The sequence below is a fragment of the Lysinibacillus irui genome, from assembly GCF_028877475.1.
In the GTDB taxonomy this organism is placed as follows: domain Bacteria; phylum Bacillota; class Bacilli; order Bacillales_A; family Planococcaceae; genus Lysinibacillus; species Lysinibacillus irui.
This window is the reverse complement of record NZ_CP113527.1, coordinates 3668426-3694905: the sequence shown is the minus strand read 5'-3', so window position 1 is coordinate 3694905 and position 26480 is coordinate 3668426. Positions and strand designations below refer to the sequence as shown.

Below are 26480 nucleotides of genomic sequence, written 5' to 3'. Positions count from 1 at the left end.
TAATATAGCACAACAACAGTAATTTTGCTTAGAGTAGGAGGAGTTTTCTAAAAAAACTCGAATAGTACATAGTGAATGACTATTCATATTTGGGGGGAAGAGAGATGGAATTTTCAACGATTACTTTAGAAAAATTAGAACGTCGAGCAACGTTAACATTGAATCGTCCACAGGCAATGAATGCTATGGATGGTGACATGATGCGTGAACTTGCAGAATGCTTTGAAGCTCTACAACAAGAAAAAGATATACAGGTACTTGTTATTCGTGGAGAAGGAAAGGTCTTTTCTGCGGGTGGCGATATTAAGGCAATGCTCGATGAAAACAAACCACTAAATATAGATGAGGCAATGGTTTATCTAACACGTATTGTGAGGGCCTATTATCAGCTACCGATGATTGTTATTGCGGCAGTTCATGGTGCTTCGGCAGGCCTAGGATTTAGTTTGACACTTGGTGCAGATATTGTTGTAGCCTGTGAAAATAGTAAACTAGCTATGAACTTCATAGGAATAGGACTGATTCCAGATGGAGGTGGTCACTTCTTTATGAAAGAACGTGTGGGGACTGTAAAAGCGAAACAAATGATATGGGAAGGGAAGGTATTAACTGCAAAAGAAGCATTGGATGCAGGATTAATTGATTATATTGCACCTGATGGTACAGTATTTGCAATGGCTGACCAGCTTGTAGGTAAAATGCTTGCTTCACCTATCTCTTCGATGATTACAACGAAAAAAATTCTCCATGCTCAAAATTTATCACAGCTAGAAAATGTTCTAGCATTGGAAGCAGAAGGACAATCTGCTATGCGTAAAACAACAGATCATATAGAGGGTATTCATGCATTTGTAGAGAAAAGGACACCGGTATTTGTAGGGAAATAAATAGTAAAAAGGCGCGTAGCAGCATTGTCTACGTGCCTTTTACTCGCTATTAAACATGGAATAATATTAATTTACCTGAAGAGTTTACAAGTCGATGAGTTTTGTCGGCAACACCTTTTTCCTCAATTTGTTGTTGTCCATTTAGTTTAGCAGCCTCATCATTTTCAAATGTCCATGTTTCATCAAACAATGTTTCCCCTGTTTTTTCAAAAGCTGTAAAACGATAATTCTCCATGCAAACCCCACCCTTTTACTAAAATATATTTCTATTATACATAGAAGATTTATAAACTTCACGGTAAAACTAGTGATTTTTTTGATAAATTACGAAAATTGTGGAAAAAGTAAGGCGGTCAAGTATTTTCCTTCATACCATTTTTCATAAAAGATGAAGTATGATAAAATAGAACAAATATTCGGTTTTGATAAGTGAACTCGTACTACTTTGATTAGTACCAAGTTAAGAATTATCTACTATTTGAGGTGATTGGATGACAGCAATTCGTTTTTTCCATATGGCAGATTTACATTTAGATAGTCCATTTAAGGGTTTATTTGGTTTATCTGAACACATTTTAAAGAACATTCGGTCAAGTACTTTTGATGCATTCGACAAAATTATTCAAAAAGCAATTCAAGAGAAGCCTGACTTTTTGCTAATTGTTGGAGATATTTATGATGGTGAAAATCGTAGTTTGCAAGCGCAACGTAGATTTCAAGATGCAATGGAAAAGCTCTTCCAACATAATATCCCAGTGATTGTGAGCTATGGAAATCATGATCACTTAAATGGTACTTGGACACGCTTTTCTTTGCCAAGTAATGTCTATGAATTACCAGCTGAAACGAGTGTTGTTCAATTAAAAATTCGGGATCAGCAAGTCAATATATATGGTTTCAGTTATCATGAACGCCACTTGAGGGAATCGGTTATCGAAAGCTATCCCATTGCACAAAATCAACAAACCATTCATATTGGTATGCTACACGGAAGTGAGGCAAGTAATACGACTCATGATGTGTATGCTCCCTTTACTAAGCAACAATTGCTAGAGAAAAACTACCATTATTGGGCTTTAGGCCATATTCATAAACGACAGCTTTTACATCAAAATCCTCCAATTGTTTATCCAGGCAATATACAAAGTCGCCATCGTAAAGAGCAAGGTTTGAAAGGTTATTATGATGTAACTTTATCCCGAACTTCGGCTGAACTAGATTTTATTCCAACTTCAACTGTAGTTTATAGTACAGTTGAAGTGGATTGTAAAAATGTAATCCATGCTAATGAATTACTCAAAAGATGTGCAGAAGCAATTACAGTCAATAGAACAAAATATGGTGCATCAGTTATAGAGCTTCATTTGCAAAATATTGATGAACAAACAGAAGCATTATTTGAGCATGCCACAGTAGATGCATGGTTAGAGACCGTTCGGGAAGCTGAAGAAGGCATTGAGCCAATGTGTTGGGTACAAAAATTGGTGTTGCAGAAGACTAGGAAATTTTATGAACATACTGCAACAACTCAATCAGTTGTCAGCTTAATGGAACAATGGGATAGTAATGAATGGAAGGATATACTTAAAGATTTATACCAATATGCTGGGGGCGCAAGGCTGATAGAGCCACTTACAGACAAGGATATAGAGAATTTAACGAATAGCGCACAGGCATTATTGGCAGAAGAAATTCAAAGGGCGTGATCACATGCTGACAATACAAAAAATCCAAATTTATGGCTTTGGTAAGCATGAAAATATGACCATTTCGTTAAGCGATGGTGTTACCATTTTTTATGGATTAAATGAAGCGGGAAAAACGACAATTCAGCAATTTATTCTACAAATGCTCTTTGGTTTCCCCACGAGGCAGCAGACACAGCGCAAATATGAACCAAAAGCTTCGACAAAGTATGGTGGTCAGCTGATACTCAAGCATCCGATTTATGGCCAATGTACCATTGAACGTGTGAAAGGGAAGGCAACGGGCGATGTTACTGTCTTTTTAGAGGATGGTACAACTGGACAGGAGGAGCTGTTAGCAAAACTATTATATGGCTATTCAAGAGCCAGCTTTGAGTCTATTTTTTCATTTTCATTACATGAGCTACAAGGGATTGAGAAAATGTCAGAGGAGGAACTAACACATTTGCTACTAGCCTCAGGTACGACAGGTATTCAACATTTATCGACCCTTGAGAAGAAAATGGATAAAGAGGCAAATGAATTATTTAGGAAAACCGGTAAAGTGCCAGTAATTAATCAAAAAATAGAGCATTTAAAGCAGCTTGAACGAACGATTAAACAGGAACAAGGGAAAATTCAAACCTTTGAAGATAAATTAAAGCAGCTACAACTCCTAGAGCAAAATTTAGAGCGGCTTTATGAGACACAAAAAATGCAACAACAACAGTGGCAACAGCTAACTATACAAAAACAAGCACTACCTCTAATGAAGCAGCAACAGGCTTTGCAACAAACTTTAGCCAACTATCAAGATATACAATTTCCACCAGAAGGTATTAGACGATATGAACAGTTAAAAGACCGACTAATGCATGAAAACCAACAGCTGTTGCAATTAAAAGAGCAATTTCAAACGTTACAAGATAAAGTACTAGCAACAGTGAACGAGCAAACGGTTAATGAGATGGCTCGCCTTATACAAAAAGAGGCAACCTGGCATCAATTGCTGGTGAAGGTGCAAAATTTACAAGATGATCTCTTTATGCTTGAACAAGAAATGGAAGCACAGTTTCGTTTATTAGGCGTTCAAGAAAAAGAGGAACAGGAAAATCTTCTTGGGGAGACTGTTTCACTTCAGCAGGAACAGCAGTTTCAATTTCAATTAAGTAAGCTGCAGGATGCAGAGGAGGAGCTTAAGTTTCATTTACGATCACTTGAACAAGTACATCTAGAAATAGATGCAATTGCTAAACAAAAGCAACGGATTGTACAGGAATCATTAACAAGTGAAGAAGAACATATTTTAGCACAGTGGCCCCAGCAAAAACGAAGGCTTGAGCAATTACGTGCTGCTAAGTCACTACGAAATAAGCAATCACAACCTTTGTATTTTATCTGGCTTATACTACTAATTGGTTTATTGTCATTTGCTTATGGAGTGTTTGAAAAGAATGTGGTTGTGATCATTGTCGGAGCATTTTTGTCATTGCTTAGCATTTTGTATATGAGACATAATAAACAAGCAGAGGAGCCTATAAATAAAGAGCAAAGTTATCTCCTACGAGAGTTAGAACAAGAAGAAATGACAGTACAAGCTGTGCTATTAAAGAAACAACGATATGAGGATCGTTGGTTACATGTCAATGAACAGCAAAAAGAAAAAGAACAGCAATACGTTCAACTTGAATATAAAATTCAACAAGCAGAGTTAGAGAGTGAAGAGGCCACACAGGCACTTCAGCTTTTTTTAAAGCGTTATCGATTACAAGGATCAATAGCCAGAACTTTAATGCCTGAGTTATTTATGCGAATTCGTGGCGTTCAAGAGCTTGCAGCAAAAAGGAATAGTACACTGAGCCTTCTACAAGAAGCTCAGATGGAAAAGAACAGTATTTATGAACAGCTCCAACAGGTCTTAGATGGAGCCTACAATGAACATGAAATATATATGTATTTACGAACAGCCTACCTGGAAGCACAAAAGCATCAACAACAAGTACAACAAACGAAGGACCAGTTAGCCAGCCTTAAAATAAAACTAGAGGGTGGCCAATCTAGAATTGACCAATATACATCTGAAATAGCTCTGTTATTTAGTGAGGCACAAGTGCAAAACGAGCAAGCTTATTATGAAATATATGAACAGTTTGAGCAACAAAGAAAAATCATAGCAGAATTGCAAACGGTTCAAGCACAATTGGCTTCACTCAACCTGCCACAGCAAGAAAATCTGATGGAGGATTCTATTATAGAAGCTCTACATGCTTTGGAACTGGAGCAAAGCTCGTTACAGCAAGAGATAGACAAATGTCTTGAACACCGTGCTTCATTGCTTATTGAAAAAGAGCAGCTATTAAATGATGAAAAGTATGGGCAATTACTTCAACAGTTTGAGCAGGAGAAAACAGAATTACAGCAGCTGATTGAGCAATGGGCAACTAAAAAGGCTGTAGCTACTGCCATTCATGAAGCATTATTCCGCCTTCGAGAAGAAAAATTACCTCATGTTCTTTCGAAGGTGAATGCGATATTCAGTTTACTGACAGGTGGACGATATGAGAGAATTTCGATTCATGATGAAGGCTATTTTGTTGCACAAGATGTTGCAGGAATACGTTACCAAATGATTGAATTGTCACAGGCGACAAAAGAGCAAGCCTATATTGCATTACGTATGGCCCTTGCAAAAACACTGATGGACTCTGCCCCATTTCCAATCATTATGGACGATCCATTTGTCCATTTTGATCGAAACCGTACAGACAAAATGGTACAATTGATGAAAGAAGTAGGATATGAACGTCAAATTTTATATTTTACTTGTCATGACGCAATGCTCGAACATTGGCATAAAGAGCAAATTGTCGATATCGGAGCACTAGCAAATGAAAGGGGAGTGGCGTCAACATGAAAGGGATTACGACGCTTCAAGTTGGAGAAGCAGTAGATCAATTTTTATTGATAAAACAAGCGACAAAAGGTGTTACAACCGTTGGAAAGCCATTTATGTCGCTATTATTACAAGATAAAAGTGGGGATATTGAGGCAAAATTATGGGACACGAATGAGGATCATGAAAAAATGTATCATGCTGAAGCGATTGTGCGTGTTGGCGGAGAGATTCATGACTATAGAGGAAAAAATCAATTACGTATTAAATCGATACGTGTTGCAAAGCCAGAGGAAGGAATCGCAATTCATGATTTAGTTCCCTCCTCAGCAACGCCCAAAGAACAACTATATGAAGAATTGACACAATTTTTCTTTGATATTAAAAATCCAAATATCTCACGTATTACGAGAGCAGCTATTAAAAAGCATCAGGATGCTATTTTAGTCTTCCCAGCAGCAACAAAAAACCATCATGACTATGCATCTGGTTTATTAGATCATATGGTATCTATGCTAAAACTAGGTAAAGCGATTGCTGATTTATATCCAACGCTTAATCGCGATTTATTATATGCAGGAATTATTTTGCATGACATAGGCAAGGTTGTAGAGTTATCTGGTCCAGTTGCCACGATGTATACAGTTGAAGGTAATTTATTAGGACACATTACGATTATGGTGAATGAAATTGCTAAAATTGCTAGTGAACTTGAAATTGATGGTGAAGAAGTCATGCTATTACAACATATGGTTCTGTCTCATCATGGAAAAGAAGAGTGGGGTAGCCCGAAAAAACCTATGCTCCAAGAAGCGGAAATCTTGCACTATATTGATAACATAGATGCAAAAATGAATATGCTCACAAGGGCATTAGGGAAAACAGCTCCAGGGGAATTTACAGAGCGACTCTTCCCGCTGGATAACCGCTCGTTCTATAAACCAACTATATAGAAAAAGTAAATTCATATAGATAGTAGTTCAAAAACGGTCTTCAGGCATAAAGAATAATGCAAAAAGAAAGGGAGCATCTGAAAAATCAGATGCTCCTTTTCGCTGAGGATACTGTCATTATTAGATGAACTAAAATTTATCCAGACTATTTAGATTCCTTGTCAGTATCTTCTGCTTTGTCTTCAGAATCTTTAGCAGCATTATCTTCTGCTTTTTTAGCTGCTTCTTCAGCCGCTTTGGCTTGTTCTTCACTTGTTGTTGTAAAGAATTTAAGTGATTCTTTTAAATCTTTATCTGATGTTTTCACATCTGCATCTTTTGCCATTTTTGCAACGATGTCTTTTAAAATCGTTTGCGCTTCACCAGTTTGGTTTAGCTTGTTTATCATTGTTGAACGGATGTTGTCTTCTTCATCTTTAAATTCACCAACACCTTTTACGTCACGCTTGTCCGTAATTTCAATAACATGATATCCAAAGCTTGATTTTACTGGCTCGCTTAATGTATTTAATTCAAGAGCGTAAGCAGCATCGTTAAATTCATCAACCATTGAACCAACAGAGAACCATCCAAGCTCTCCACCGTTTTTCGCAGAACCTGTATCTGTAGAATATTCTTTCGCTACATCAGCAAATTTAGCACCGCCTTTAATTTTTGCAATGACTTCTTTCGCTGTTTTCTCATCTGCTACTAAAATATGACGACCATTTAGTTCTGTTTTCATTTGTTCGTAGTATTTTTTCACATCTTCTTCTTTAATTGCTTGATCTTTTAAAGCTTTTTCTTGAAGAAGCTGAACACGTAAAGAATCTTTAAAGCCTTGTTCTGTTAAACCACTTTCAGCAAGTGCTTGTGTAAAGCCATCACCAAATTGTGATGCTGTAGTGTCGTAAGCTTCTTTAATTTCTTTATCTGTTACCTCATATTTGTCAGCTAAAACTTTTTCAGTCACAAGTTGTTGCATTACATATGAGCCTGTTAAAGCTTTTGCCTTTTCATTAAAATCAGCTACTGATATATCGCCCACTTTAGAAGTAACGATTGCTTTGCTATCTCCGCCGCTACAAGCACCAAGAGCTAATACAGAAGCAGCTAAAGTTAAAGATAAAACTGTCTTTTTCATAGTGGATATTCTCTCCTAACATGGTTTCGTCCATTTTTTACTATAACATAAACGTTTTAAAAACAAAATGGTTCCCCCTTGAGTATTGCCTATATTTCAAATTTTGAAGCGCATAGGATATAGAAAAGAAAGGGGGTGAAGTTATGGGCAACGGAGGATACGGTGGCGGTGGCTACGGCTCAGGCTTTGCTTTATTAGTTGTGTTATTTATTTTATTAATTATTGTTGGCGCAGCGTACCTATACTAATTAATAAAACAGTGAAAAGCTAAGAGCTCAACTCTTAGCTTTTCTTAACAATGGTAGACATTCGCGCCGCAAGCTTAGTTCTACCAAATTTATTGGTTAGAAAAAGTTGTTGCATGGGGGCTCAACTTATTTTGAGTGTGCGGACGAACGCGGATGTCTTTCAATTTATTTTGTCAATGTTTTGAACCGATATGGATGCCTTTACGCCGAGGCGTAAAGGATACTTCCATTAAACTGCATATAAAATTTCCACATAAAATGAGACAAGTAAAATGGTAATTAGTATATTTATAGTTCGGAATATTTTTGGTTGGTTTTCTTCGGGAATTTCACGTCGCATGCATAAAGCATATGTCATGCGATTAATTTGAAATAAATAGAATACCGAGAATAGAACTACAATCATTAATAGCAAGTCTATTCCTCCCCTCTTTCAATAGTAATAGCATAACAAAGAACGCCAATAAAAAACAAGTACAAGCATTTTAGTGAACAGTTGGTGGAACTAAAATTTCATAGCCTTTAGGTGTTTCTTCTATTTGGGAGTTTTTAGGTGAATTTAGTAAGTATTTCACGTAAAGGATATCAATCAAACATAAACTACAGTGATAAGCTAACAGCAATGTTCCGTAGTGTGTATAGGCTGGTAATAGCCAAGTTCCTACTATAATACTTGTGTTTAGAACGATAAAAGGCGTAAGTAATGCTAAGATGTAACGATTTTTAGATAAAGGTTCACGAATTCGCATATGCAAAACAGGAATTATATAAAATTGGGTACGTACACGTAATTTTAAATGCTGGCGCAAATCATATAGTGCAAGAAAGTGCAAAAATTTATGAACTGGATAAAGAGTGAGTACAGCAATTACAAAAAGCCAGAATAACCGATCTGTGTAATGCTCTTCGTTAAATAAATTAAACATTACATATGAAACAGAAAAGACCAATAGAAAAGTAATAACACCCATTATAATAATACGCGTTGTACCATAATGATGTTCTAGGTTTAAAATTTTCCAACAATGCATGGTTTTGTATCAACTCCAAAATAGGAAGTGTCCTATTTAATGTAAATTGAATTATGTTAGAATGCAAGAAAAAGGAGGTACTTCAGAAATATTTCTGAAATACCTCCTTTCACATGATTTACATTCGAATGAGCAGGAATACTAAATGCGTTCATCCAGAAAAAATTACGAGTAGTTTGAAGCTTCGTCCTATCCCTTTACAGGTGTTCTTTCTTCTAGCGTGTCAAAGGAATCACGGAAATGTTGGAAGGAGCGTTCGAAAATATCGATGAAATCCTCGCCATAAATATTGCGAATAACAGCCATTACATCTAAAAAATCTGGGAAACGGCCATATAAATCTTTTAAGGCAAGGGATCCCTCCAGTACGGAATGATACGTATTATGGTAGTTCTTATTCATCTCTACAATAAGCTCTGTACCAGCTTCAGTAAGCTCAACATACGTATTTCGTTTATCGTCATCACGCTTCGAAAACTTAAGGAAGCCACGCTCTTCTAATTTTTTGGAGAAGTTAAATGCTGTAGAAACATGCATCACTCCGAATTTTGCTACATCAGAAATGGAAGCCCCTTTTAAATGATAAGAAATCCATAAAATATGGTGTTCATTAATATTTAAATCATAGGGTTTAATCCATTGTTGCCAATCCTTTTCAACCGCTTTCCATAGCGCCTTCGATAATTGTGCGATTCTTTGACTATAAAGCATCGCTTCTTTTTGTGTGTATAATTCCTCTGACAAAGCCATCACCTACTGCTTTCTTTCACATTTTTAAAAATATTATAGCAGTAAAGAAAAAAAGTTTAAAGTTAGAAAAATTAAAAAATTGAAAAGTGGTTAAAAAATAATATTATAGCAATAATTTTTGGTAAAAAAATAGATTTTTAACTGCTTTGAAAGGACTTTAGTCGCTAACTTTTTCTTGCGGTTTTTTCTTGTTTTCGGTGATTTGTGCAATGTTTTTCTCGATTTCGCTAATCGAATTCTGTAAAGCATCTAATTCTTGTTGTAAATTATTTTTCGTTGGTTCGATTTCTTCAGTAAAAGTTGTGATTGTTTGCTTTAAATCATTTATTATTTGTGGGATATTATTTTTCACTTCATTTGTTAAAGTATTGACAGAGTGCTTAACAGTCCCTACTTGTTGTTTTACATCAAGGAGCATACCTTTTGTTTGGTCAAGATTTTGTTTAAGAGTAGCACGTACTTGTTGCCCTGATTGTGGTGTTGAGAAAAGCACAGCGATTGTCCCACCTATAATCCCTGTTGTTAGTCCAAGTAAAAATGGTTTTGCTTTCATATTGTTTACCTCATTTCTAGTCATGTTTATCTACTATTAAACCATGAAATGCCCGAATACAAAAAGAAAAAAGAAACTAAACGAGTGATTTACTATCACGGTTTAGTTTCTTTTGATTATTTAAAGTGAGTATTTATGAAATTTGAGAAATAGCTGTATTGAATTTAGAGCGCTTTACTAATTTTGCGACAATTGGATAAATGACAGCAAAAGCAACGACGTTAAATGCAACAGCTGGCAGGACAACGCCAATAAATAGCATTGTAAAGGTTGCACCGACATTTGCATTGAATACAAAAAGCGCGACGCTTAAAAAGACAGTTCCTGATAGAATGGTACCTAAACCAACTAAAACAGCAGAAACAGCGAAATGACTTGCCAGTTTTTTTAGAATCAATAAACAGGCTAAAAATACAAAGCCTGTAACAGCTTTATCGATAATATTCGGGACAAGACCTGCTGGGAATGTTGTAAATAAACCTGAAAGTACACCCGTTGAAAGTGATAGTAAGAACGTTTCTTTCACAGTTGGGAACAATAATATTCCAATAAACATCATTGTTAACATGAAATCAGGTTTCATACCATTTACCATTCCTGGTGTAACCACATAAAGGGCTGCACCGACACCAATTAATAGTGCCATTAAAACTAAATTCTTCGTATTCATTTGAATCTCTCCTCAGCTAAGCTAATCTATTTGTCACCTAACGTGTCCTCCTGACCGTTAGCGAAACTTATTTGTGATTGTACGCTAAAATGTTTCTATTTGCAATACAATATTCTGAATCTTTTTGTGTTAAAAATTCCAATCCTTTACAGATTCGCTTTAATACTTTCTGCTACTTCAGCTAACTGCTCTGCTGAATATTTTTGCGTTTGCCAAATTAGGCCAAGCCCTTCTTTTTCGTCGTAACGCGGAATAAAATGTAAGTGGTAGTGGAAAACAGTCTGTCCAGCTGCAGCGCCATTATTATTAATCGTATTCAAACCAATCGGCTGAAATGCTGCTTTAATAGCATTGGCGATTTTTGGTGCAACAGCATATAGATTACGTGCCACTTCCTCTGGCATTTCAAATAGATCTTGGCAGTGATGCTTTGGTATTAATAATGTGTGGCCTTTAGCAACAGGTGAAATATCTGTAAAGGCATAGACATGGTCATCCTCGTAGATTTTTGTACTTGGAATGGATCCATCGATAATTTTGCAGAATAGGCAATCGCTCATGAGAATTTCCCCCTTAACGTATGTGTAAATACATTCTATCATACTCAAACCTGTATCATTTGCTAATTTTTGATAAAATATAAAACAAGAAGAGGAGTGAGGATATGTCAGTATTAGAGGTACAGCATGTGACGGGTGGATATACTAGAAAACCTGTTATTAAAGATTTATCTTTTACTATTGGAAAAGGGGAATTAGTTGGCTTAATCGGTTTAAATGGAGCTGGTAAAAGTACAACAATTAAACATATTATAGGAACAATGTTACCAAAGGAAGGGGACATTCGACTAAACGGGGTAACATTAAAAGAAGATACGGACAAGTATCGAACAGCCTTTTCCTATATTCCCGAAACCCCTGTGCTATATGATGAGCTTACATTAAGAGAGCATTTAGAGTTAACAGCGATGGCATATGGTATTGATAAGGCAACCCTTGATGCTCGTTCAGAGGTGCTATTAAAAGAATTTCGAATGGAGAAAAGATTAAATTGGTTCCCTTCGCATTTTTCAAAGGGAATGCGTCAAAAAGTCATGATTATGTGTGCCTTTTTAGTGAATCCAAGTCTTTATATTATTGATGAGCCTTTTGTGGGCTTAGATCCCCTAGGTATTCAATCATTATTAGACCAGATGGATGAAAAGAAAAAAGAAGGTGCTTCTATATTAATGTCTACACACATACTATCGACAGCTGAAAAGCATTGTGATCGAATTATTTTATTGCACGAAGGAAGAGTTCGAGCGCAGGGAACAATGGCTGATTTACGCAAATCGTTTGCAATGCCGAATGCGACATTGGACGATCTCTATATTGCCATGACAAAGGAGCGGGACCATGAAGAACTTGCGTGATGTATGGTCCTCTCGCTTCATGCATTATATAGGAGAAGTACAAAAATATATGCAATTTATATTTACAGGGCATATTGCGATTGTACTTGTTTTTCTTATTGGAGCAGGGGGCTATCAATATAGTGAATGGCTGAAAGTTGTACAAACAGACTTTCCAGCAGAAATCATCATTGCTCTAATCGTAGGGATTTTATTGGCCTTTAGCCGCCCTACTACGCTCTTGAGAGAGCCAGACCAAGTATACCTATTGCCTTTAGAATCAAAAATATCACAGTATTTTAATAAGGCATTGGCTTGGACTTATTGGTCTCAAGTGTGGATAGTAGCGATTGTCTATATTGTTTGTATTCCATTATTAAAAGCAGTAACGGAATTAACAACGATCGACATATGGACAGTATTTTTACTTGTCATTGTTTTGAAATATATAAGTGTTCAAGGAGAATTCAACTATCGTTATAGTGAACGAGGCAATATGGTCTGGGTGGACAGGCTTATTCGAGCTATCGTATTTGCAGCTGCAATCTATTTGGGACTCCATGCTCAGCTCCTATTAGCAGTAGTCGTTACAGTTATCAGCGTTATTTATATCATTGTCTTTAGAAAAAAATCGACCGGTGAACCTGTGCCTTATGAACATTTTGTAAAGCTTGAACAGAATCGTATGATGAGCTTTTACCGTTTTGCTAATTATTTTACAGACGTACCCCATTTACATGGAAGCATCCGTCGCCGTAGTTGGATGGACTGGCTCTATAAATTTGTACCATACGGTAAGGGCAATGCTCAAAAGTATCTGGTATTTCGTACCTTTGTTCGAACAGATGACCATTTCTATTTATGGCTTCGTCTTACAGCTATTTCAGCAATCATTGCTGCATTTGTAGACATTCCTGTCGTTACATGGATTGCTGCTGGTGCACTGAGCTTTGCGACAACCATTCAGTTAAAGCAAGCATTACTATCAAGCGGTGAATTTCGAATGGATATGCTCTATCCATTACCCGATAATGCCCGTCCATTAGCTGTGAAGCAGGTTGTGCGTTTAGCAATGATTACACAAGCTATTATTGTGGGCTTATGTGCAATGACACAACCAATGTTTTATATTACTGTCATCGTTGTTTTGGTTATTAGTGAATTGACATCGAAGGTTTCTAAGTAGAATAGAATACTATTGATAAATTAAAAAGCTCATTCACCCAATGCTATTGTTGGATAAATGAGCTTTTAATTATTTAGGCTTATTGTGAATCTTCTTCCTTCGGTATTGCGCTATAGGTTGTTACATAAGAAGCTGCTGAAAAGATGTTCTGCTGGCGTACTCCAGTTGAATCATCTTTTTTAGCATGGGCATTTTCAAAGGCTTTAGAACTCTTCCATGCTTCAAATGAATGTGGCCCATTCCATTGTGTCATGACAATGTAAGTATCACTCTTGATGGGTCTTAATAAACGGAAGGCAACAAAGCCCGGCTCCTCCTCAATGGCTCGCGAACGCTCTAAAAAGCGGTGTTCGAATACAGGACGTCCCTCGTCTGTCACAGGAATATTATTAAAAACAAAGAAGCCTCGTTCCTCTAGGTCATTTACTGAATCCAAAACTTCGAATTTACGAGGCGTTGCAAACACTGTTTTTCCTTCTGTTTCATGTATCAAGACAGAGTTTCCGTCTCCGTGGATTAAGATCATATGCTCATTTGGATACTTATTTTTTACCTGTTCTAAAAAATCACCAGTACCAGAAGTTAAATAAATATACATCAATTTATCCTCCTTATGAATCTTATTAATTATAGCGTGATTATACCCTTTTAAGCATAAGTCTAACGCTTTGACCAAAAAGAATCTGCCGAGAAAGAACAATTTTATGACATTTCACTAGGAAAACTATACAATAACAGAGGAAGCGTTTACTATTGGAAACGGATATCAATAATAAAGGAATAAACAAGACATTTTTAACTTGATTCACCAAATATTTTTTGTACCGAAAGTGAAACAACAGGTATAAAGGAGAAAAATGATTTTTTGAGGGGAAGGAAATTTCATGACAACTTTTAATGATACACTTCTGCGAGCTGCACGTGGAGAAAGGACAGCACACACGCCAGTATGGTATATGCGTCAGGCAGGACGTTCACAGCCAGAATACCGTGCTATAAAAGAAAAATATTCCTTAGAGGAAATTACACATCAACCTGAGCTATGTGCGTATGTCACTCGTCTACCTGTAGAAAATTACAATGTCGATGCTGCTATTTTATACAAAGATATTGTCACACCTCTTCCTGGCATTGGGATAGATGTAAAAATCAAAGCAGGCGTTGGTCCTGTTATTTCAAATCCTATTCGTTCAGTTGCGGATGTAGAAAAATTAGGTGAATTTAATGCTAAAGAGCATACACCCTTTGTATTAGAAACGATTAAGTTGCTGACAGAAGAGCAATTAAATGTTCCTTTAATCGGTTTTGCTGGCGCACCATTTACACTTGCAAGCTACATGATTGAAGGCGGTCCGTCAAAAAACTATAATAAAACAAAATCATTTATGGTATCAGAACCTCAAGCATGGTTTGCATTAATGGATAAACTAGCTGATATGATTATTGCAGATGTAACTGCTCAAATTAAAGCGGGTGCAAAAGCAATACAAGTCTTCGATTCTTGGGTTGGTGCATTAAATGTTGAAGATTACCGTGTGTTTATAAAACCAATTATGACGCGAATTTTTGCAGAGTTGCAAAAAGAAAATGTGCCATTAATTCAATTTGGTGTCGGTGCTAGCCATTTAGCAAAAGAATGGAATGATTTACCGATTGATGTTGTTGGCTTAGACTGGCGTTTACCTATTAAAGAGGCACGTGCAAATGGCATTACAAAACCTGTTCAAGGTAACTTAGACCCATCTCTATTACTTGCGGATTGGTCTGTTATTGAAAAAAGAGCCAAAGATATTATTGACCAAGGCTTAGAAATGCCAGGACATATTTTTAACCTGGGGCATGGAGTTTTCCCAGAAGTAGATCCAGATGTATTAAAACGTCTGACTACACTTATTCATGAGTATAGTGCACAGCAAATTCAAGCACGTTCCTAATAACAAACAAATTAAATGTGAAAATCCCTTTTCTATGGATGAATGATTTTATCATAGAAAGGGAGCTGTCCAATATGAAAGACTGGGCAGCTTCTTTTTATCACATAATGTATAAAATATAAAACAATTTTTGAGGTGAATGGGTAATGAAAGAAGTTAAAGGCTTATTGGTAATGGCATACGGAACACCTTATAAAGAAGAAGATATCGAACCTTACTATACACATATTCGTCATGGCCGCAAACCTTCTGAAGAGCATTTAGAAGATCTTCGTAGCCGCTATGAAGCAATTGGTGGTTTATCACCATTAGCAGCAGCAACACAGGCACAAGCTGAAGCTTTATGTGCACGGTTAAATGAAGTGCAGGATACAGTGGAATATAAATTGTTTATTGGTTTAAAGCATATTCATCCATTTATTGAAGATGCAGTTGAGCAAATGGTGGCAGAGGGCATCAAAGAAGCGGTTTCTATTGTTTTAGCTCCTCATTTCTCTACGTTCTCTATTAAATCCTATAACGGTCGTGCTGTAGAGGCGGCAGGTGATCGTTTAACGATTACTTCTGTAGAGTCTTGGTACGATGAGCCAAAATTCATCGAGTATTGGAAACAACAAGTGAATGCTACGTTTGAGGCTATGTCTGAGGAAGAACGTGAAAAAGCATGTTTAATCGTGTCAGCACATTCACTTCCTGAAAAGATTAAAGATTTAGGAGATCCTTATGAGGATCAATTAATCGAAACAGCTCGACTTATTCAAGAAGCAACAGGTTTAAAAAATGTTGAGGTGGGCTGGCAATCAGCAGGGCAAACACCAGAACCTTGGATTGGTCCAGATGTCCAAGACTTAACTCGTGAACTATTTGAAGAAAAAGGTTACCGTTCATTTGTTTATACACCAGTAGGTTTTGTAACGGAGCATTTAGAAGTATTATATGATAATGATTTTGAGTGTAAAGTTGTTTGTGATGAACTTGACGCAAAATACTATCGCCCAGCGATGCCAAATACACACCCATTATTTATCGATGCGATGGTAGATGCAATTCATAAAAAATTAAGCTAAGCGAAAAGAAAGTGATGATGTTGGTGACTCAGAAAAGACGAAAGGTAGTTGTCATAGGCGCTGGCATTACAGGCCTTACAGCTGCGTTCTATATGCAAAAAGAAGCAAGCGCAAAAGAATTGCCATTAGATATCGTACTTGTCGAGTCGTCATTACGTCTTGGCGGAAAAATTCAAACATTGAGAAAAGATGGTTTTATTATTGAGCGCGGGCCAGAATCTTTTTTTGATCGTGAAAACTATGTTAGTGCTTTAGCGAAGGATCTCGGTATCGAGCAGAAAATACAAACGAGTAATGCAGGACCGACTTATGTTGCAGTAGGTAGCCAGTTATACCCTATTCCTAGTCAACTTTTATCTGGAGAAACGCCTCATATCTCGTCATTCATAACATCAGGGTTATTTTCACTTAGCGGAAAAGTGCGTGCTGCGGGGGATTTTTTCATTCCCCGTTCAGCACAAGATGACGATCAACCGTTAGGTGCCTTTTTTAGAAGAAGATTTGGTGCAGAGATCGTGGAAAACTTAGTAGAACCTTTACTGGCAGGTACATTTGCAGGTGATATCGAGCAATTAAGTATGAGCTCCACTTTCCCGCAGCTTTACAGTTTAGAGCAAAAATATCGTAGCTTACTAATTGGCATGAAAAAGGCAGGAACAAATTTCTTAAGCAATCATTTGATTGATGAAAATAAAGGGATTTTTCAGACCTTTAGTAATGGCCTTGAAACACTGATTGAAAGTATAGAAGAATCACTACTTCCAGGGACAGTTATGAAGGGTGTGAAAGTGGAGGAAATTGAACATGGCAAGGACGGAACCGTTCAAGTGATGTTAAACAATTTTTCCAATATAAAAGCAGATGCTGTTATTATCGCTACACCATTTAATGTGGCAGAAAAAATGTTTAGTAAGCATAGTCTGTTAAATGAATTAGGGACGATGAAGGCAGCAACCATTGCAACTGTCACAATGGCCTTTAAAAAGGAACAGCTTGGCGATTTGGATGCACTTTCTTTTTATGTCTCTCGAAATAGTGATTTTTCAATTACTTCTTGTACTTGGATGAACCGAAAATGGCCAGGTACCTCTCCAGACGATTATGTATTATTACGTAGCTATATTGGGCGTGTTGGAGACGAAGCCATTGTAGCATTATCTGATACTGAAATAGAAAAAACTGTACTTCAGGATTTAAATAAAACCATTGGGGTAAATGGCGAACCAATGATGACAGTAGTGACTCGTTGGAAAAATGCAATGCCACAATATACAGTAGGACATGAAGCCAAGGTCCAGCGAATAAAACAGGAATTGTATGAACATTTTCCAACTGTAAAACTTGCAGGAAGCTCATTTGAAGGAATATCTATACCAGAATGTGTGCAGCAAGGGAAACATATTGCAGAAGATGTGGTAAGGGAAATGTTTCAGCAATAAAAAGAAATAGTACAAAACATGAGCTATCAATGTTTGTACTATTTTTTTATGTATGTTTTGAATGATGAATAAGAAATAGCAAACTAATATAGATAGTTTGCTATTTCGATTACTAATTGCTTTAAAAAGCTAATAGATAATTAGACTTAAGATATTCGATGACATGACCAAACGATACCACCGGAGTTAGCTCCACCTAGCGTAAGTCCAATTGTCAAACCATTGGCTTCATAGAACAAGTCAATTGTATCCCCAGCTACTAATTCTACTTCACCTGCCAAAGTGATAGTACCATTTCCAAGTATTGCACGTAAAGTTAATACCAGTGCGACGTTTACATTCAATACAGGGAACAAGCCGCTAATTAGATTTGTTGTTGCATTTCTTCGTATTGCAAATGAAGGATTGATTCCACCCCCTAAAGTAACACTAATGGCCGCAGTAGTAGAGTAATTTATAGTTGCTTCAAAGGAGTATCTTCCTGTAGTTGGTACAGTGAAAATCCCCGTTGCTGGATTAAAAGCAGGCGTTGTAAAGTAAGGTGATGCTACACTCCAGTCAGCAATAGAGGTAGAAGCGTTAACAGTTAGTGTGTTTTTAAATGCTGAGAATCCTTCGGTAAGCGCAGGTCCAGTAGCCCCAGTAGGTCCAGTCACACCAGCAGGTCCAATGGCACCAGTAGCCCCAGTAGGTCCAGTCACACCAGCAGGTCCAATGGCACCAGTAGCCCCAGTAGGCCCAGTCACACCAGCAGGTCCAATGGTACCAGTAGCCCCAGTAGGTCCAGTCACACCAGCAGGCCCAATCGCTCCGGTAGCCCCAGTAGCACCAGTAATGCCGGCAGGTCCGATCTCACCAGTAGGTCCAGTCACACCAGCAGGCCCAATCGCTCCGGTAGCCCCAGTAGCACCAGTAATGCCGGCAGGTCCGATCTCACCAGTAGGTCCAGTTACGCCAGCAGGCCCAATCGCTCCGGTAGCCCCAGTCACGCCGGCAGGTCCAATAGCGCCAGTAGGCCCAGTCACGCCGGCAGGTCCAATAGCGCCAGTAGGCCCAGTCACGCCGGCAGGTCCAGTAGCACCAGTCGAACCAGTAGCACCAGTAATGCCGGCAGGTCCAATGGCACCAGTAGGTCCAGTCACGCCAGTAGGTCCGATCTCACCAGTAGCCCCAGTAGGTCCAGTTACGCCAGCAGGTCCAATCGCTCCGGTAGCCCCAGTAGGCCCAGTCACGCCGGCAGGTCCAGTAGCCCCAGTAGCACCAGTAATGCCGGCAGGTCCAATAGCGCCAGTAGGCCCAGTCACGCCAGCCGGTCCAATAGCGCCAGTAGGCCCAGTCACGCCGGCAGGTCCAGTAGCCCCAGTAGCACCAGTAATGCCGGCAGGTCCAATGGCACCAGTAGGCCCAGTCACGCCGGCAGGCCCAATGGCACCAGTAGGTCCAGTTACGCCAGTAGGTCCGATCTCACCAGTAGGTCCAGTCACGCCCACAGGCCCAATTGCGCCAGTAGGTCCAGTTACGCCAGTAGGTCCGATCTCACCAGTAGGTCCAGTCACACCAGCAGGTCCAATGGCACCAGTAGCCCCGGTAGCGCCAGTTACGCCAGTAGGTCCAATATCACCAGTAGCGCCAGTAGGTCCAGGTACGCCGGCAGGTCCAATAGCGCCAGTAGGCCCAGTCACGCCAGTAGGTCCAGTTACGCGCCCCAGTAGGTCCAGTCACGCCGGCAGGTCCAGTAGCCCCAGTAGCCCCAGTAATGCCGGCAGGTCCGATGGCACCAGTAGGTCCAGTTACGCCAGTAGGTCCAGTCACGCCCGCAGGTCCAATCGCTCCGGTAGCCCCAGTAGGCCCAGTCACGCCGGCAGGTCCAGTAGCACCAGTCGAACCAGTAGCCCCAGTAATGCCGGCAGGTCCAATGGCACCAGTAGCCCCAGTCACGCCAGTAGGTCCGATCTCACCAGTAGCGCCAGTAGGTCCAGTTACGCCAGCAGGCCCAATCGCTCCGGTAGCCCCAGTAGGCCCAGTCACGCCGGCAGGTCCAATAGCGCCAGTAGGCCCAGTCACGCCGGCAGGTCCAGTAGCACCAGTCGAACCAGTAGCCCCAGTAATGCCGGCAGGTCCAATGGCACCAGTAGCCCCAGTCACGCCAGTAGGTCCGATCTCACCAGTAGCGCCAGTAGGTCCAGTTACGCCAGCAGGTCCAATCGCTCCGGTAGCCCCAGTCACGCCGGCAGGCCCGATATCGCCAGTAGCCCCAGTAGGCCCAGTCACGCCAGCAGGCCCAATCGCTCCGGTAGCCCCAGTAGGCCCAGTCATGCCGGCAGGTCCAATCGCTCCGGTAGCCCCAGTAGGCCCAGTCACGCCGGCAGGCCCGATACCGCCAGTAGCCCCAGTAGCGCCAGTAGCGCCAGCCGGTCCAATTGCACCAGTAGGCCCAGTCACGCCAGCCGGTCCAGTAGCCCCAGTAGCCCCAGTAGGCCCAGTCACACCAGCAGGTCCAATAGCGCCAGTAGGTCCAGTCACGCCGGCAGGTCCAGTAGCCCCAGTAGCCCCAGTAATGCCAGCAGGTCCAATGGCCCCAGTAGCCCCAGTAATGCCAGCAGGTCCAATGGCCCCAGTAGGCCCAGTCACGCCAGCAGGTCCAGTAGCCCCAGTAGCCCCAGTAGCCCCAGTAGCCCCAGTCGAACCGGTAGCCCCAGTAGCACCAGTAGGCCCAGTCACGCCAGTAGGTCCAGTCACGCCGGCAGGTCCAGTAGCCCCAGTAGCCCCTGTAACACCTGTCATACCCGTAGGTCCAGTTGGTCCTGTAATACATCCAGTAGGTCCGGTAGGTTTTACCGGCCAAATTGGACAACCTGGTATAGGCCCTGTTTTACAACAACAGGGAAAGGAATGGCATTTATTACAAACTCGATCTAGAAATTTCCCAAAATGCATAGTTTCACCTCCTCTCTCAAGTATCGTATTCTGTGAATGAGAGAGGAGGTAGACACATAACTACTTATTCCCTTTAAAACATAGAGTTATTTTTAAAACTTCGAGAGTTATTTTTAACAGCATGTATTCTACTAGAATGCTTAGCTACAATTTGCCTAAATTTCTTAAGTTAGAGTATCTAGTGTAATTTAGATATCGTCTAGTCCATTAGCTAAAATGCTTTCGAAATACCTTTTATTGTGTAAAATTTTAGGGTCATTCGGAATGAAGGAGCTAGCTAATTCATTGTGTGCATTTGCTAATTCGTATTGTTGCAAACGGTCATAAAGCACACAAAGCTGTAAGTGGGGGAGCCAAGTAGTAAAGCTTTTATTTTGAAAAGGAGCGTTTGGTTTTTGTTTAATGACAAGTGCTTGTTCGTACCAAAAAATGGCTTCATCATTTCTATTTTGCTCCATGAAATGATAACCTAATCGGCAGCAAGCTTCAGGGCGAGGTACATCATATTCAAAGCTTCGTAAAATAGCACTAAAGTTGTTTTCTGTATCGTTTAAATGAGAAAAGCAATCTGCTAATTTGAAACAAGCTCGAATATTATCTTCCACCCAGCCTAATTTTGAGGTTAAAAATAATTCGTAATAATGAATGGCTTCTTCATAATAACCATGATCTAGTAATTCATTGGCAAAATAAAATGTATCTCGTGGTGATAATGTTTCTCCAGATTCGACTAGTTGTTTATAAATCTCAATATTACGTGTATGATCATGCGTTAATGGTAAGTGACTTACGGCGACATCACTATCAAACAGCATACCACCCACTTCTAAATATTCATGCACTGCTCCAATCCACTGAAATTTCTTATCTCTTCTTACAAGGCGATATCTTCTTATTAAGGCGTCTACATTACCTTCATGATCAAAACTTAAATGATAATTCATTGAAATAGCATCAATATCAGAAGTCAGAGATTCTTTTAGCGCCTTAAATTTTTCTCGATCTTCCTCTAATAAAACATCGTCCGCATCTAGCCAGAGAATATATTCCTTTGTTGCTTGCTGAAAGGAAAAGTTCCGTGCAGCTGCAAAATGATGAATCCATTTAAAGTCAAAAATTCGATCTGTAAATTGTGCAACGACTTGTTTCGTGCTATCTGTTGAGCCCGTATCAACGATATTAATTTCATCTACTAAATCTTTAACGGATTCAAGACATCTACCAATAACATCTTCTTCATTTTTTACAATCATACATAAGCTGATTGAAATCATGTTATACCTCCTTACCATTATCTTAGTACTATATGTAACAAAGAAAAAATTGGTTAGATGATTGAACGGAGGGAATCGACGCAAAAAATGTGAAATGTATTTTTATGGTTTGTCATAAATTCACCTTCCAAGTTTCACCCGAATTTCACAATTGTGAAGTATAGTAGAGGGGCAGAGGTGATAAAGTTGAAAAAATGGGCATTCTTCATTTTTTCGTTACTACAAATAATATGGTTAGCGGGTTGCGCTGAAAAATCATATGAACCCATTGAGAGAGATCGAAATTTTATAGCTTCATTAAACATACAAGAACCATCATTAGATTTTATTGATGAGGATGGGAATGTTTTTGCAACATGGTTATTTGATAAAGCTTATTCAGGGGCAATACTATTAGGAAATGATCAAATATTATTGTATGGACACCAATTAAATAATATTGACGTCTATACAATATCAACCGGAGAAAAGCTCTATTCAAAAAAAGTAGAGATAGGTACAACAAATGTATACTATGATGACAACATCCAACAATTTTTTATAACAAATAGTAAAACCAATACAGTGACAAGCTTTGATCGAGAAGGAAATGAGCTTGGTTCACAGCAGCTTGGCAATTATCCTATGTCTATGGCATCGTATCAAGATAAACTGTATGTTATAAATTTTAAAGATACAAAATTATCGGTGTTAAATATGAAGGATTTGTCCATTGAACAGGAATGGCCCATTCAAAAATCCTCACATGGAATAGCCATTCTTGAAGAAACACATGAGCTGTGGATTGGTGGACATGGAGAAGGCAGTAAGCCAAATAGTTCTGTTAAAAAATATGATTTATCTACTGGCCAACTGCATGGAGAGATTGACATGCCTCTGATGCCTGTAGGATTAAAAAAGACAAAAGATGCTGTCCTTGTTGTTAGTCATGGTCATAATGAGTTATATGTTGCTAGTTTTGATGGCCAGATCAAATGGCATCAAGAGGTTGGCGCAAATCCATTTGTAGTAAACCAGTTTAATAACTATATTGTTGTCGCTGGCTATGATGATCATACATTGTACTTTATAAAGGACGGCCAGAAGGAAAAAACAGTTGATGTAGGAAAAGGTGCTTTTCAGCTGTTAGTAAGGGAGGAACAATGATGACAACTGTATTAATAGTCGATGATGAGCAGGATATGCGTAAATTAATAGAAATGATGCTCAATAACTCCGATATTGAGACATTTACAGCCGCAAATGGTACAGAGGCATATGATGTGATCGTACGAGAAAAAATTGATTTAGTATTGCTCGATGTCATGATGCCCCATGAGGATGGCTTTGTTGTTTGTCAAAGTATTCGTGCGATGTCCAATGTACCGATTATTTTTCTAACAGCACGTGATGCCAATGAGGATAAGGTAAAAGGCCTTACACTTGGTGGAGATGACTATATAGTTAAGCCATTTACACATGATGAACTTGTAGCAAGGATTTATGCTGTTTTAAGAAGAAGTGGGGCGAATATTACAGAGCTACAGCAAAAGTACGTAATTTTTGGTCCTATTAAAATAGACGAGATTGCACGTAAAGTATCTGTTGATGGTAAGAGTATTCCACTTACTTTAAAGGAATTTGAATTATTGCATTTATTTATGAAAAATCCGGGCAATGCCTATACAAGAGAGCAATTATTAGAACGTATTTGGGATATTGATTATGTAGGTGGAACGCGCACCGTTGATACCCATATCAAAACTTTACGAATAAAGCTTGGAAAGGATGCGGCTGCGCATATTCAAACCGTTTGGGGAGTGGGCTACCGCTTTGATCCTGGCGAATGAAAAAGATTGCTACTCGCATTTGGTTGTTGATTTTCGCATTTCTCATCATTACCGTTGTCTTTATGTACGTTCTCACAAATTTTTTGTATCAACGTTTATATGTCCAAGATACTGAAGAGACAATGGTGGAAGTTGGCTTGAAGCTACAGACAATGTATAACAATGGCAAGGTTACGGATGAATTTATTGCAGATATTGAACAATTTAACGATTATTCAAATTTAAATATATTTGCAGTAAGAAATCCTCGGGAGTTAAGTGCCTGTGTTCCGTTTGATATAGATTATGAGACACTGATTGGACCAGAAGAAAGACAGAAATTATTATCAGGAAAATACGTGCAAAAAATTGGCTATGAGCCCAGGTTTGATCGACAACTAATTTCAGTAGTGATACCACTCGTTGATCAAAATCGATTAGAGGGTATTATTTATATTTACTTCCCGCTAGCTAAAATTAGTGAGTTAGCTAATAGTGGAGTTATTCTCCTGTTCATTAGTGCCTTTATATTTTTAGTGGTAGCTAGCTATTTGATTTATAAAGGTATTCGACATATTATGCGACCATTAAACGATTTACAACGTGCAGTAGAACAGATGTCCCACGGGAATTATGAGACACGTGTACCTGTCAATTCACGGGATGAAATCGGTAAATTATCTAGTACCTTTAATAAAATGGCAGAGTCGATTCAGCTAGAGGATGAAGCCCAAAAAACATTTCTGGCAACAGTTTCGCATGAATTACGGACACCAATAAGCTATGTTAAAGGCTATAGTGAAGCTATGCAAAATGGCATTATTACAGAAAGCCAAAAAGAAGAAACTATTCAGTTGATTGTCCGTGAGGCGAATCGAATGGAGAGGTTAACAAACGAATTACTTCAACTAGCAAGAACAGAAAATGAACAAACCGACATTGCTTTATATCCTATTCCGCTTGGTGAGACTTTAAGGGAAGTTCAAAAAATACTAACACATCAAGCAGATAAAAAGAACATAACATTACATGTGGATGTAGATGATGCGCTAATTATTGAAGCTGATGAAGTAAAGCTAAAGCAAATTTTTATTAACATTATTGAAAATGCGATTAATTACTCACATGAAAATTCTATTGTGGAAATTGTTGCTGTTGAAAAGACGGGGAGTGCACTCATTACCATTAAGGATTATGGTATCGGTATCCCGTCCGAGGATTTAGCACATGTCACAGAGCGATTTTATCGAGTTAACAAAGCAAGGAGTCGTGCAGACGGTGGTAGTGGATTAGGATTATCCATTGTTGAACAGCTACTAAAGCAGTTACAGGGATCGTTAGAAATTGAAAGTGTTGTAGAAAAAGGCACAACTGTTAAGATACAGTTGCCATTAATGGAGGATTAAAAGATGAAAAGATGGTTATTCGCACTAATTGCAGTACCTACATTATTAGTAGGATGTGGAGAAAAAAAAGAGGCTTTACCAGAACCAGAAGTGCCGCAAATTCCAGATGTAGAAATTTTAACACCAAAAGAAGTATCGCTTAATGAAACAATTGAGCTGGCAGCACATGTAGAACAAGGTGGGCAAAATGTTGATGATGCTGTGGTAGAGTTTGAGGTTTGGGAATCAGGGAAACGTGATGAAGGACAAATGATTAATGGGAAATTAGAAAAAGATGGTGTTTATAAAGCATCGACAACATTTGATCATGACGGTGTTTACTATATGTATGCACATACTACAGCAAACGGTGTTCATAATATGCCAAAGCAACAAATTATTGCTGGAAGCCCTGATATGACACAGGTTTTACCAGAGGATGAAAAATCCAATAACAGCATGGATAATAACATGATGAATCATAGTAATAATTCGTCAGATAATACAGAACATGAAGACGAAAAAAAAGATGAAAAAAATCATCATTAAACGCTTGCTTTTTTTATAAAATAGGAATATGATAATGACCAGATGACCGAAATGGTTTTCTGGTCATTTTTATGAAGTGTACGTTAGATGTACATAACCCAACAAGAAAGGATGTTACTAATGGATCGTAGGCAGGAAATTATTGAAGCAGCTGCAAAATCTTTTACATTGTTTGGCTACAAGGCTACGACGATGGAGCAAGTGGCGAAAATTGCCAATGTCGGTAAAGGTACGATTTATACATTCTTTGCAAATAAAGAAATTTTATTTCAAGAGATTGCAATGTCACTTGTACGTGAAATGAAGGCGGAAGCGGATGCAGTGTTGGATGCATCAGCAAGCTTTATGGATAATGCGCATAATGCTTTAATGAAAATGCTACAGTTCCGTGAAAAACATCTTTTATTTGCAAAGCTTATCGAAGAAGAAAAAGAATTACGAACACCAGCTGTTAAACAGGTGCTACTACAGATAGAGACAGAAATTTTATCGTATGTTGCAGAGTTAATACAAAGACGTATTAATAAAGGTGAAATTAGAGAATGTGACGCAGAGCTTGTTAGTTACTTATTGTTAAAGGCATATCTTGCTTTTGTTGTCGATTGGCATGAGTTACACGGTGATGTGATTCCTGAAGAGAAGATTCTTAATCTTTTTAAGGAAACCATTTTTCGAGGCTTAATTGTAAATTGATTCGATTATTAACAGATAAAGA

The 26480-nt window shown here is 38.7% G+C and carries 25 protein-coding genes and 1 pseudogene; 15 read left to right on the top strand and 11 right to left on the bottom strand.

The annotated features are described in order from the left end of the window. The first annotated feature begins 104 nt into the window (after positions 1–104). Positions 105–887 carry an enoyl-CoA hydratase gene (locus OU989_RS18605; RefSeq protein ID WP_274794436.1) on the top strand — a complete coding sequence of 261 codons (783 nt, stop codon included), beginning with the start codon at positions 105–107 and terminating at the stop codon, positions 885–887. A gap of 49 nt (positions 888–936) precedes the next feature. Here the strand turns inward: OU989_RS18605 and OU989_RS18600 are convergent, their stop codons facing one another. Beyond that, positions 937–1122, bottom strand: a complete 186-nt coding sequence (locus tag OU989_RS18600; protein WP_274794435.1) for a YhzD family protein — start codon at positions 1120–1122, stop codon at positions 937–939. A 256-nt stretch (positions 1123–1378) separates the two neighbouring features. Between OU989_RS18600 and OU989_RS18595 the strand changes: the two genes are divergently transcribed. The 3 genes from OU989_RS18595 to yhaM are packed head-to-tail and all read left to right on the top strand — an operon-like array spanning position 1379 to position 6418. Continuing rightward, a complete protein-coding gene (locus OU989_RS18595; RefSeq protein WP_274794434.1) occupies positions 1379–2593 on the top strand; it encodes a metallophosphoesterase family protein in 1215 nt (404 codons plus the stop codon). Between the two features lie 4 nt (positions 2594–2597). Next, complete coding sequence (locus tag OU989_RS18590) at positions 2598–5486, top strand: ATP-binding protein (protein ID WP_274794433.1); 2889 nt, start codon at positions 2598–2600, stop codon at positions 5484–5486. Further along, positions 5483–6418 (top strand): 3'-5' exoribonuclease YhaM, encoded by a 936-nt coding sequence (gene yhaM, locus OU989_RS18585; protein WP_274794432.1) that lies wholly within the window; start codon positions 5483–5485, stop codon positions 6416–6418. Before OU989_RS18590 ends, yhaM begins: the two co-directional genes overlap by 4 nt. A 145-nt stretch (positions 6419–6563) precedes the next feature. Here yhaM and OU989_RS18580 read toward each other — a convergent pair whose 3' ends face one another. Next, the gene (locus tag OU989_RS18580; protein WP_274794431.1) at positions 6564–7541 is read right to left on the bottom strand and encodes a peptidylprolyl isomerase; all 978 of its coding nucleotides are present in this window, start codon (positions 7539–7541) and stop codon (positions 6564–6566) included. A gap of 143 nt (positions 7542–7684) precedes the next feature. On the opposite strand from OU989_RS18580, the gene OU989_RS18575 reads away from it, so the two are divergent. Beyond that, on the top strand, positions 7685–7789 hold the full coding sequence (locus OU989_RS18575) for a YjcZ family sporulation protein (protein ID WP_274794430.1): 105 nt from the start codon (positions 7685–7687) through the stop codon (positions 7787–7789). 229 nt (positions 7790–8018) lie between these two features. Here OU989_RS18575 and OU989_RS18570 read toward each other — a convergent pair whose 3' ends face one another. The 6 genes from OU989_RS18570 to OU989_RS18545 form a co-directional block, all read right to left on the bottom strand. Further along, on the bottom strand, positions 8019–8204 hold the full coding sequence (locus OU989_RS18570; RefSeq protein ID WP_274794429.1) for a hypothetical protein: 186 nt from the start codon (positions 8202–8204) through the stop codon (positions 8019–8021). 70 nt (positions 8205–8274) lie between these two features. After that, positions 8275–8820, bottom strand: coding sequence for a DUF3267 domain-containing protein (locus OU989_RS18565; RefSeq protein ID WP_274794428.1), 546 nt, complete (start codon positions 8818–8820; stop codon positions 8275–8277). Between the two features lie 189 nt (positions 8821–9009). Continuing rightward, positions 9010–9570, bottom strand: a complete 561-nt coding sequence (locus OU989_RS18560; protein ID WP_016992097.1) for an HTH-type transcriptional regulator Hpr — start codon at positions 9568–9570, stop codon at positions 9010–9012. Between the two features lie 157 nt (positions 9571–9727). Beyond that, positions 9728–10123 (bottom strand): YtxH domain-containing protein, encoded by a 396-nt coding sequence (locus OU989_RS18555; protein ID WP_274794427.1) that lies wholly within the window; start codon positions 10121–10123, stop codon positions 9728–9730. Between the two features lie 133 nt (positions 10124–10256). Continuing rightward, on the bottom strand, positions 10257–10793 hold the full coding sequence (locus OU989_RS18550; RefSeq protein ID WP_274794426.1) for a tryptophan transporter: 537 nt from the start codon (positions 10791–10793) through the stop codon (positions 10257–10259). Between the two features lie 146 nt (positions 10794–10939). After that, positions 10940–11353, bottom strand: a complete 414-nt coding sequence (locus tag OU989_RS18545) for an HIT family protein (protein ID WP_274794425.1) — start codon at positions 11351–11353, stop codon at positions 10940–10942. Positions 11354–11457: 104 nt separating this feature from the next. On the opposite strand from OU989_RS18545, the gene OU989_RS18540 reads away from it, so the two are divergent. Both OU989_RS18540 and OU989_RS18535 read left to right on the top strand, forming a co-directional pair. After that, positions 11458–12207: an ABC transporter ATP-binding protein gene (locus OU989_RS18540; RefSeq protein WP_274794424.1), complete on the top strand. Its 750-nt coding sequence runs from the start codon at positions 11458–11460 to the stop codon at positions 12205–12207. Next, positions 12191–13372, top strand: a complete 1182-nt coding sequence (locus OU989_RS18535; RefSeq protein WP_274794423.1) for an ABC transporter permease — start codon at positions 12191–12193, stop codon at positions 13370–13372. Before OU989_RS18540 ends, OU989_RS18535 begins: the two co-directional genes overlap by 17 nt. A gap of 79 nt (positions 13373–13451) precedes the next feature. Here the strand turns inward: OU989_RS18535 and OU989_RS18530 are convergent, their stop codons facing one another. Beyond that, positions 13452–13970, bottom strand: coding sequence for an antibiotic biosynthesis monooxygenase family protein (locus OU989_RS18530; protein WP_274794422.1), 519 nt, complete (start codon positions 13968–13970; stop codon positions 13452–13454). A 286-nt stretch (positions 13971–14256) separates the two neighbouring features. On the opposite strand from OU989_RS18530, the gene hemE reads away from it, so the two are divergent. From hemE to hemY, 3 genes are all read left to right on the top strand, one after another. Beyond that, entirely contained in the window at positions 14257–15306 is a 1050-nt protein-coding gene (hemE, locus tag OU989_RS18525; RefSeq protein WP_274794421.1) for a uroporphyrinogen decarboxylase, read from the top strand. A gap of 146 nt (positions 15307–15452) precedes the next feature. After that, positions 15453–16373 (top strand): ferrochelatase, encoded by a 921-nt coding sequence (gene hemH, locus OU989_RS18520; RefSeq protein ID WP_274794420.1) that lies wholly within the window; start codon positions 15453–15455, stop codon positions 16371–16373. 14 nt (positions 16374–16387) lie between these two features. Further along, positions 16388–17812 (top strand): protoporphyrinogen oxidase, encoded by a 1425-nt coding sequence (hemY, locus tag OU989_RS18515; RefSeq protein WP_274794419.1) that lies wholly within the window; start codon positions 16388–16390, stop codon positions 17810–17812. 146 nt (positions 17813–17958) lie between these two features. Here hemY and OU989_RS18510 read toward each other — a convergent pair. After that, positions 17959–20749 (bottom strand): annotated as a pseudogene (locus tag OU989_RS18510) (beta strand repeat-containing protein). Between the two features lie 188 nt (positions 20750–20937). After that, on the bottom strand, positions 20938–22023 hold the full coding sequence (locus tag OU989_RS18505; protein ID WP_274794418.1) for a glycosyltransferase: 1086 nt from the start codon (positions 22021–22023) through the stop codon (positions 20938–20940). Positions 22024–22200: 177 nt separating this feature from the next. Between OU989_RS18505 and OU989_RS18500 the strand changes: the two genes are divergently transcribed. From OU989_RS18500 to OU989_RS18480, 5 genes are all read left to right on the top strand, one after another. Then, the gene (locus OU989_RS18500) at positions 22201–23169 is read left to right on the top strand and encodes a YncE family protein (RefSeq protein ID WP_274794417.1); all 969 of its coding nucleotides are present in this window, start codon (positions 22201–22203) and stop codon (positions 23167–23169) included. Further along, positions 23169–23852, top strand: a complete 684-nt coding sequence (locus OU989_RS18495) for a response regulator transcription factor (RefSeq protein ID WP_274797378.1) — start codon at positions 23169–23171, stop codon at positions 23850–23852. Before OU989_RS18500 ends, OU989_RS18495 begins: the two co-directional genes overlap by 1 nt. After that, positions 23849–25237: a sensor histidine kinase gene (locus OU989_RS18490; RefSeq protein WP_274794416.1), complete on the top strand. Its 1389-nt coding sequence runs from the start codon at positions 23849–23851 to the stop codon at positions 25235–25237. Before OU989_RS18495 ends, OU989_RS18490 begins: the two co-directional genes overlap by 4 nt. Before the next feature lie 3 nt (positions 25238–25240). Then, positions 25241–25765, top strand: coding sequence for a FixH family protein (locus tag OU989_RS18485; protein WP_274794415.1), 525 nt, complete (start codon positions 25241–25243; stop codon positions 25763–25765). A gap of 120 nt (positions 25766–25885) precedes the next feature. Beyond that, positions 25886–26458 carry a TetR/AcrR family transcriptional regulator gene (locus OU989_RS18480; protein ID WP_274794414.1) on the top strand — a complete coding sequence of 191 codons (573 nt, stop codon included), beginning with the start codon at positions 25886–25888 and terminating at the stop codon, positions 26456–26458. Positions 26459–26480 lie beyond the last annotated feature (22 nt).

Bases quoted from the DNA above. Each gene is read 5' to 3' on its own strand.
- OU989_RS18600 (WP_274794435.1), bottom strand. From the start codon at position 1,122: ATGGAGAATTATCGTTTTACAGCTTTTGAAAAAACAGGGGAAACATTG.
- OU989_RS18540 (WP_274794424.1), top strand. From the start codon at position 11,458: ATGTCAGTATTAGAGGTACAGCATGTGACGGGTGGATATACTAGAAAA.
- OU989_RS18545 (WP_274794425.1), bottom strand. From the start codon at position 11,353: ATGAGCGATTGCCTATTCTGCAAAATTATCGATGGATCCATTCCAAGT.
- OU989_RS18505 (WP_274794418.1), bottom strand. From the start codon at position 22,023: ATGATTTCAATCAGCTTATGTATGATTGTAAAAAATGAAGAAGATGTT.
- OU989_RS18605 (WP_274794436.1), top strand. From the start codon at position 105: ATGGAATTTTCAACGATTACTTTAGAAAAATTAGAACGTCGAGCAACG.
- OU989_RS18565 (WP_274794428.1), bottom strand. From the start codon at position 8,820: ATGCATTGTTGGAAAATTTTAAACCTAGAACATCATTATGGTACAACG.
- OU989_RS18490 (WP_274794416.1), top strand. From the start codon at position 23,849: ATGAAAAAGATTGCTACTCGCATTTGGTTGTTGATTTTCGCATTTCTC.
- OU989_RS18550 (WP_274794426.1), bottom strand. From the start codon at position 10,793: ATGAATACGAAGAATTTAGTTTTAATGGCACTATTAATTGGTGTCGGT.
- OU989_RS18535 (WP_274794423.1), top strand. From the start codon at position 12,191: ATGAAGAACTTGCGTGATGTATGGTCCTCTCGCTTCATGCATTATATA.
- hemE (WP_274794421.1), top strand. From the start codon at position 14,257: ATGACAACTTTTAATGATACACTTCTGCGAGCTGCACGTGGAGAAAGG.
- OU989_RS18575 (WP_274794430.1), top strand. From the start codon at position 7,685: ATGGGCAACGGAGGATACGGTGGCGGTGGCTACGGCTCAGGCTTTGCT.
- OU989_RS18555 (WP_274794427.1), bottom strand. From the start codon at position 10,123: ATGAAAGCAAAACCATTTTTACTTGGACTAACAACAGGGATTATAGGT.
- OU989_RS18485 (WP_274794415.1), top strand. From the start codon at position 25,241: ATGAAAAGATGGTTATTCGCACTAATTGCAGTACCTACATTATTAGTA.
- OU989_RS18590 (WP_274794433.1), top strand. From the start codon at position 2,598: ATGCTGACAATACAAAAAATCCAAATTTATGGCTTTGGTAAGCATGAA.
- OU989_RS18480 (WP_274794414.1), top strand. From the start codon at position 25,886: ATGGATCGTAGGCAGGAAATTATTGAAGCAGCTGCAAAATCTTTTACA.
- OU989_RS18560 (WP_016992097.1), bottom strand. From the start codon at position 9,570: ATGGCTTTGTCAGAGGAATTATACACACAAAAAGAAGCGATGCTTTAT.
- OU989_RS18530 (WP_274794422.1), bottom strand. From the start codon at position 13,970: ATGTATATTTATTTAACTTCTGGTACTGGTGATTTTTTAGAACAGGTA.
- OU989_RS18580 (WP_274794431.1), bottom strand. From the start codon at position 7,541: ATGAAAAAGACAGTTTTATCTTTAACTTTAGCTGCTTCTGTATTAGCT.
- yhaM (WP_274794432.1), top strand. From the start codon at position 5,483: ATGAAAGGGATTACGACGCTTCAAGTTGGAGAAGCAGTAGATCAATTT.
- OU989_RS18595 (WP_274794434.1), top strand. From the start codon at position 1,379: ATGACAGCAATTCGTTTTTTCCATATGGCAGATTTACATTTAGATAGT.
- hemY (WP_274794419.1), top strand. From the start codon at position 16,388: ATGATGTTGGTGACTCAGAAAAGACGAAAGGTAGTTGTCATAGGCGCT.
- OU989_RS18495 (WP_274797378.1), top strand. From the start codon at position 23,169: ATGACAACTGTATTAATAGTCGATGATGAGCAGGATATGCGTAAATTA.
- hemH (WP_274794420.1), top strand. From the start codon at position 15,453: ATGAAAGAAGTTAAAGGCTTATTGGTAATGGCATACGGAACACCTTAT.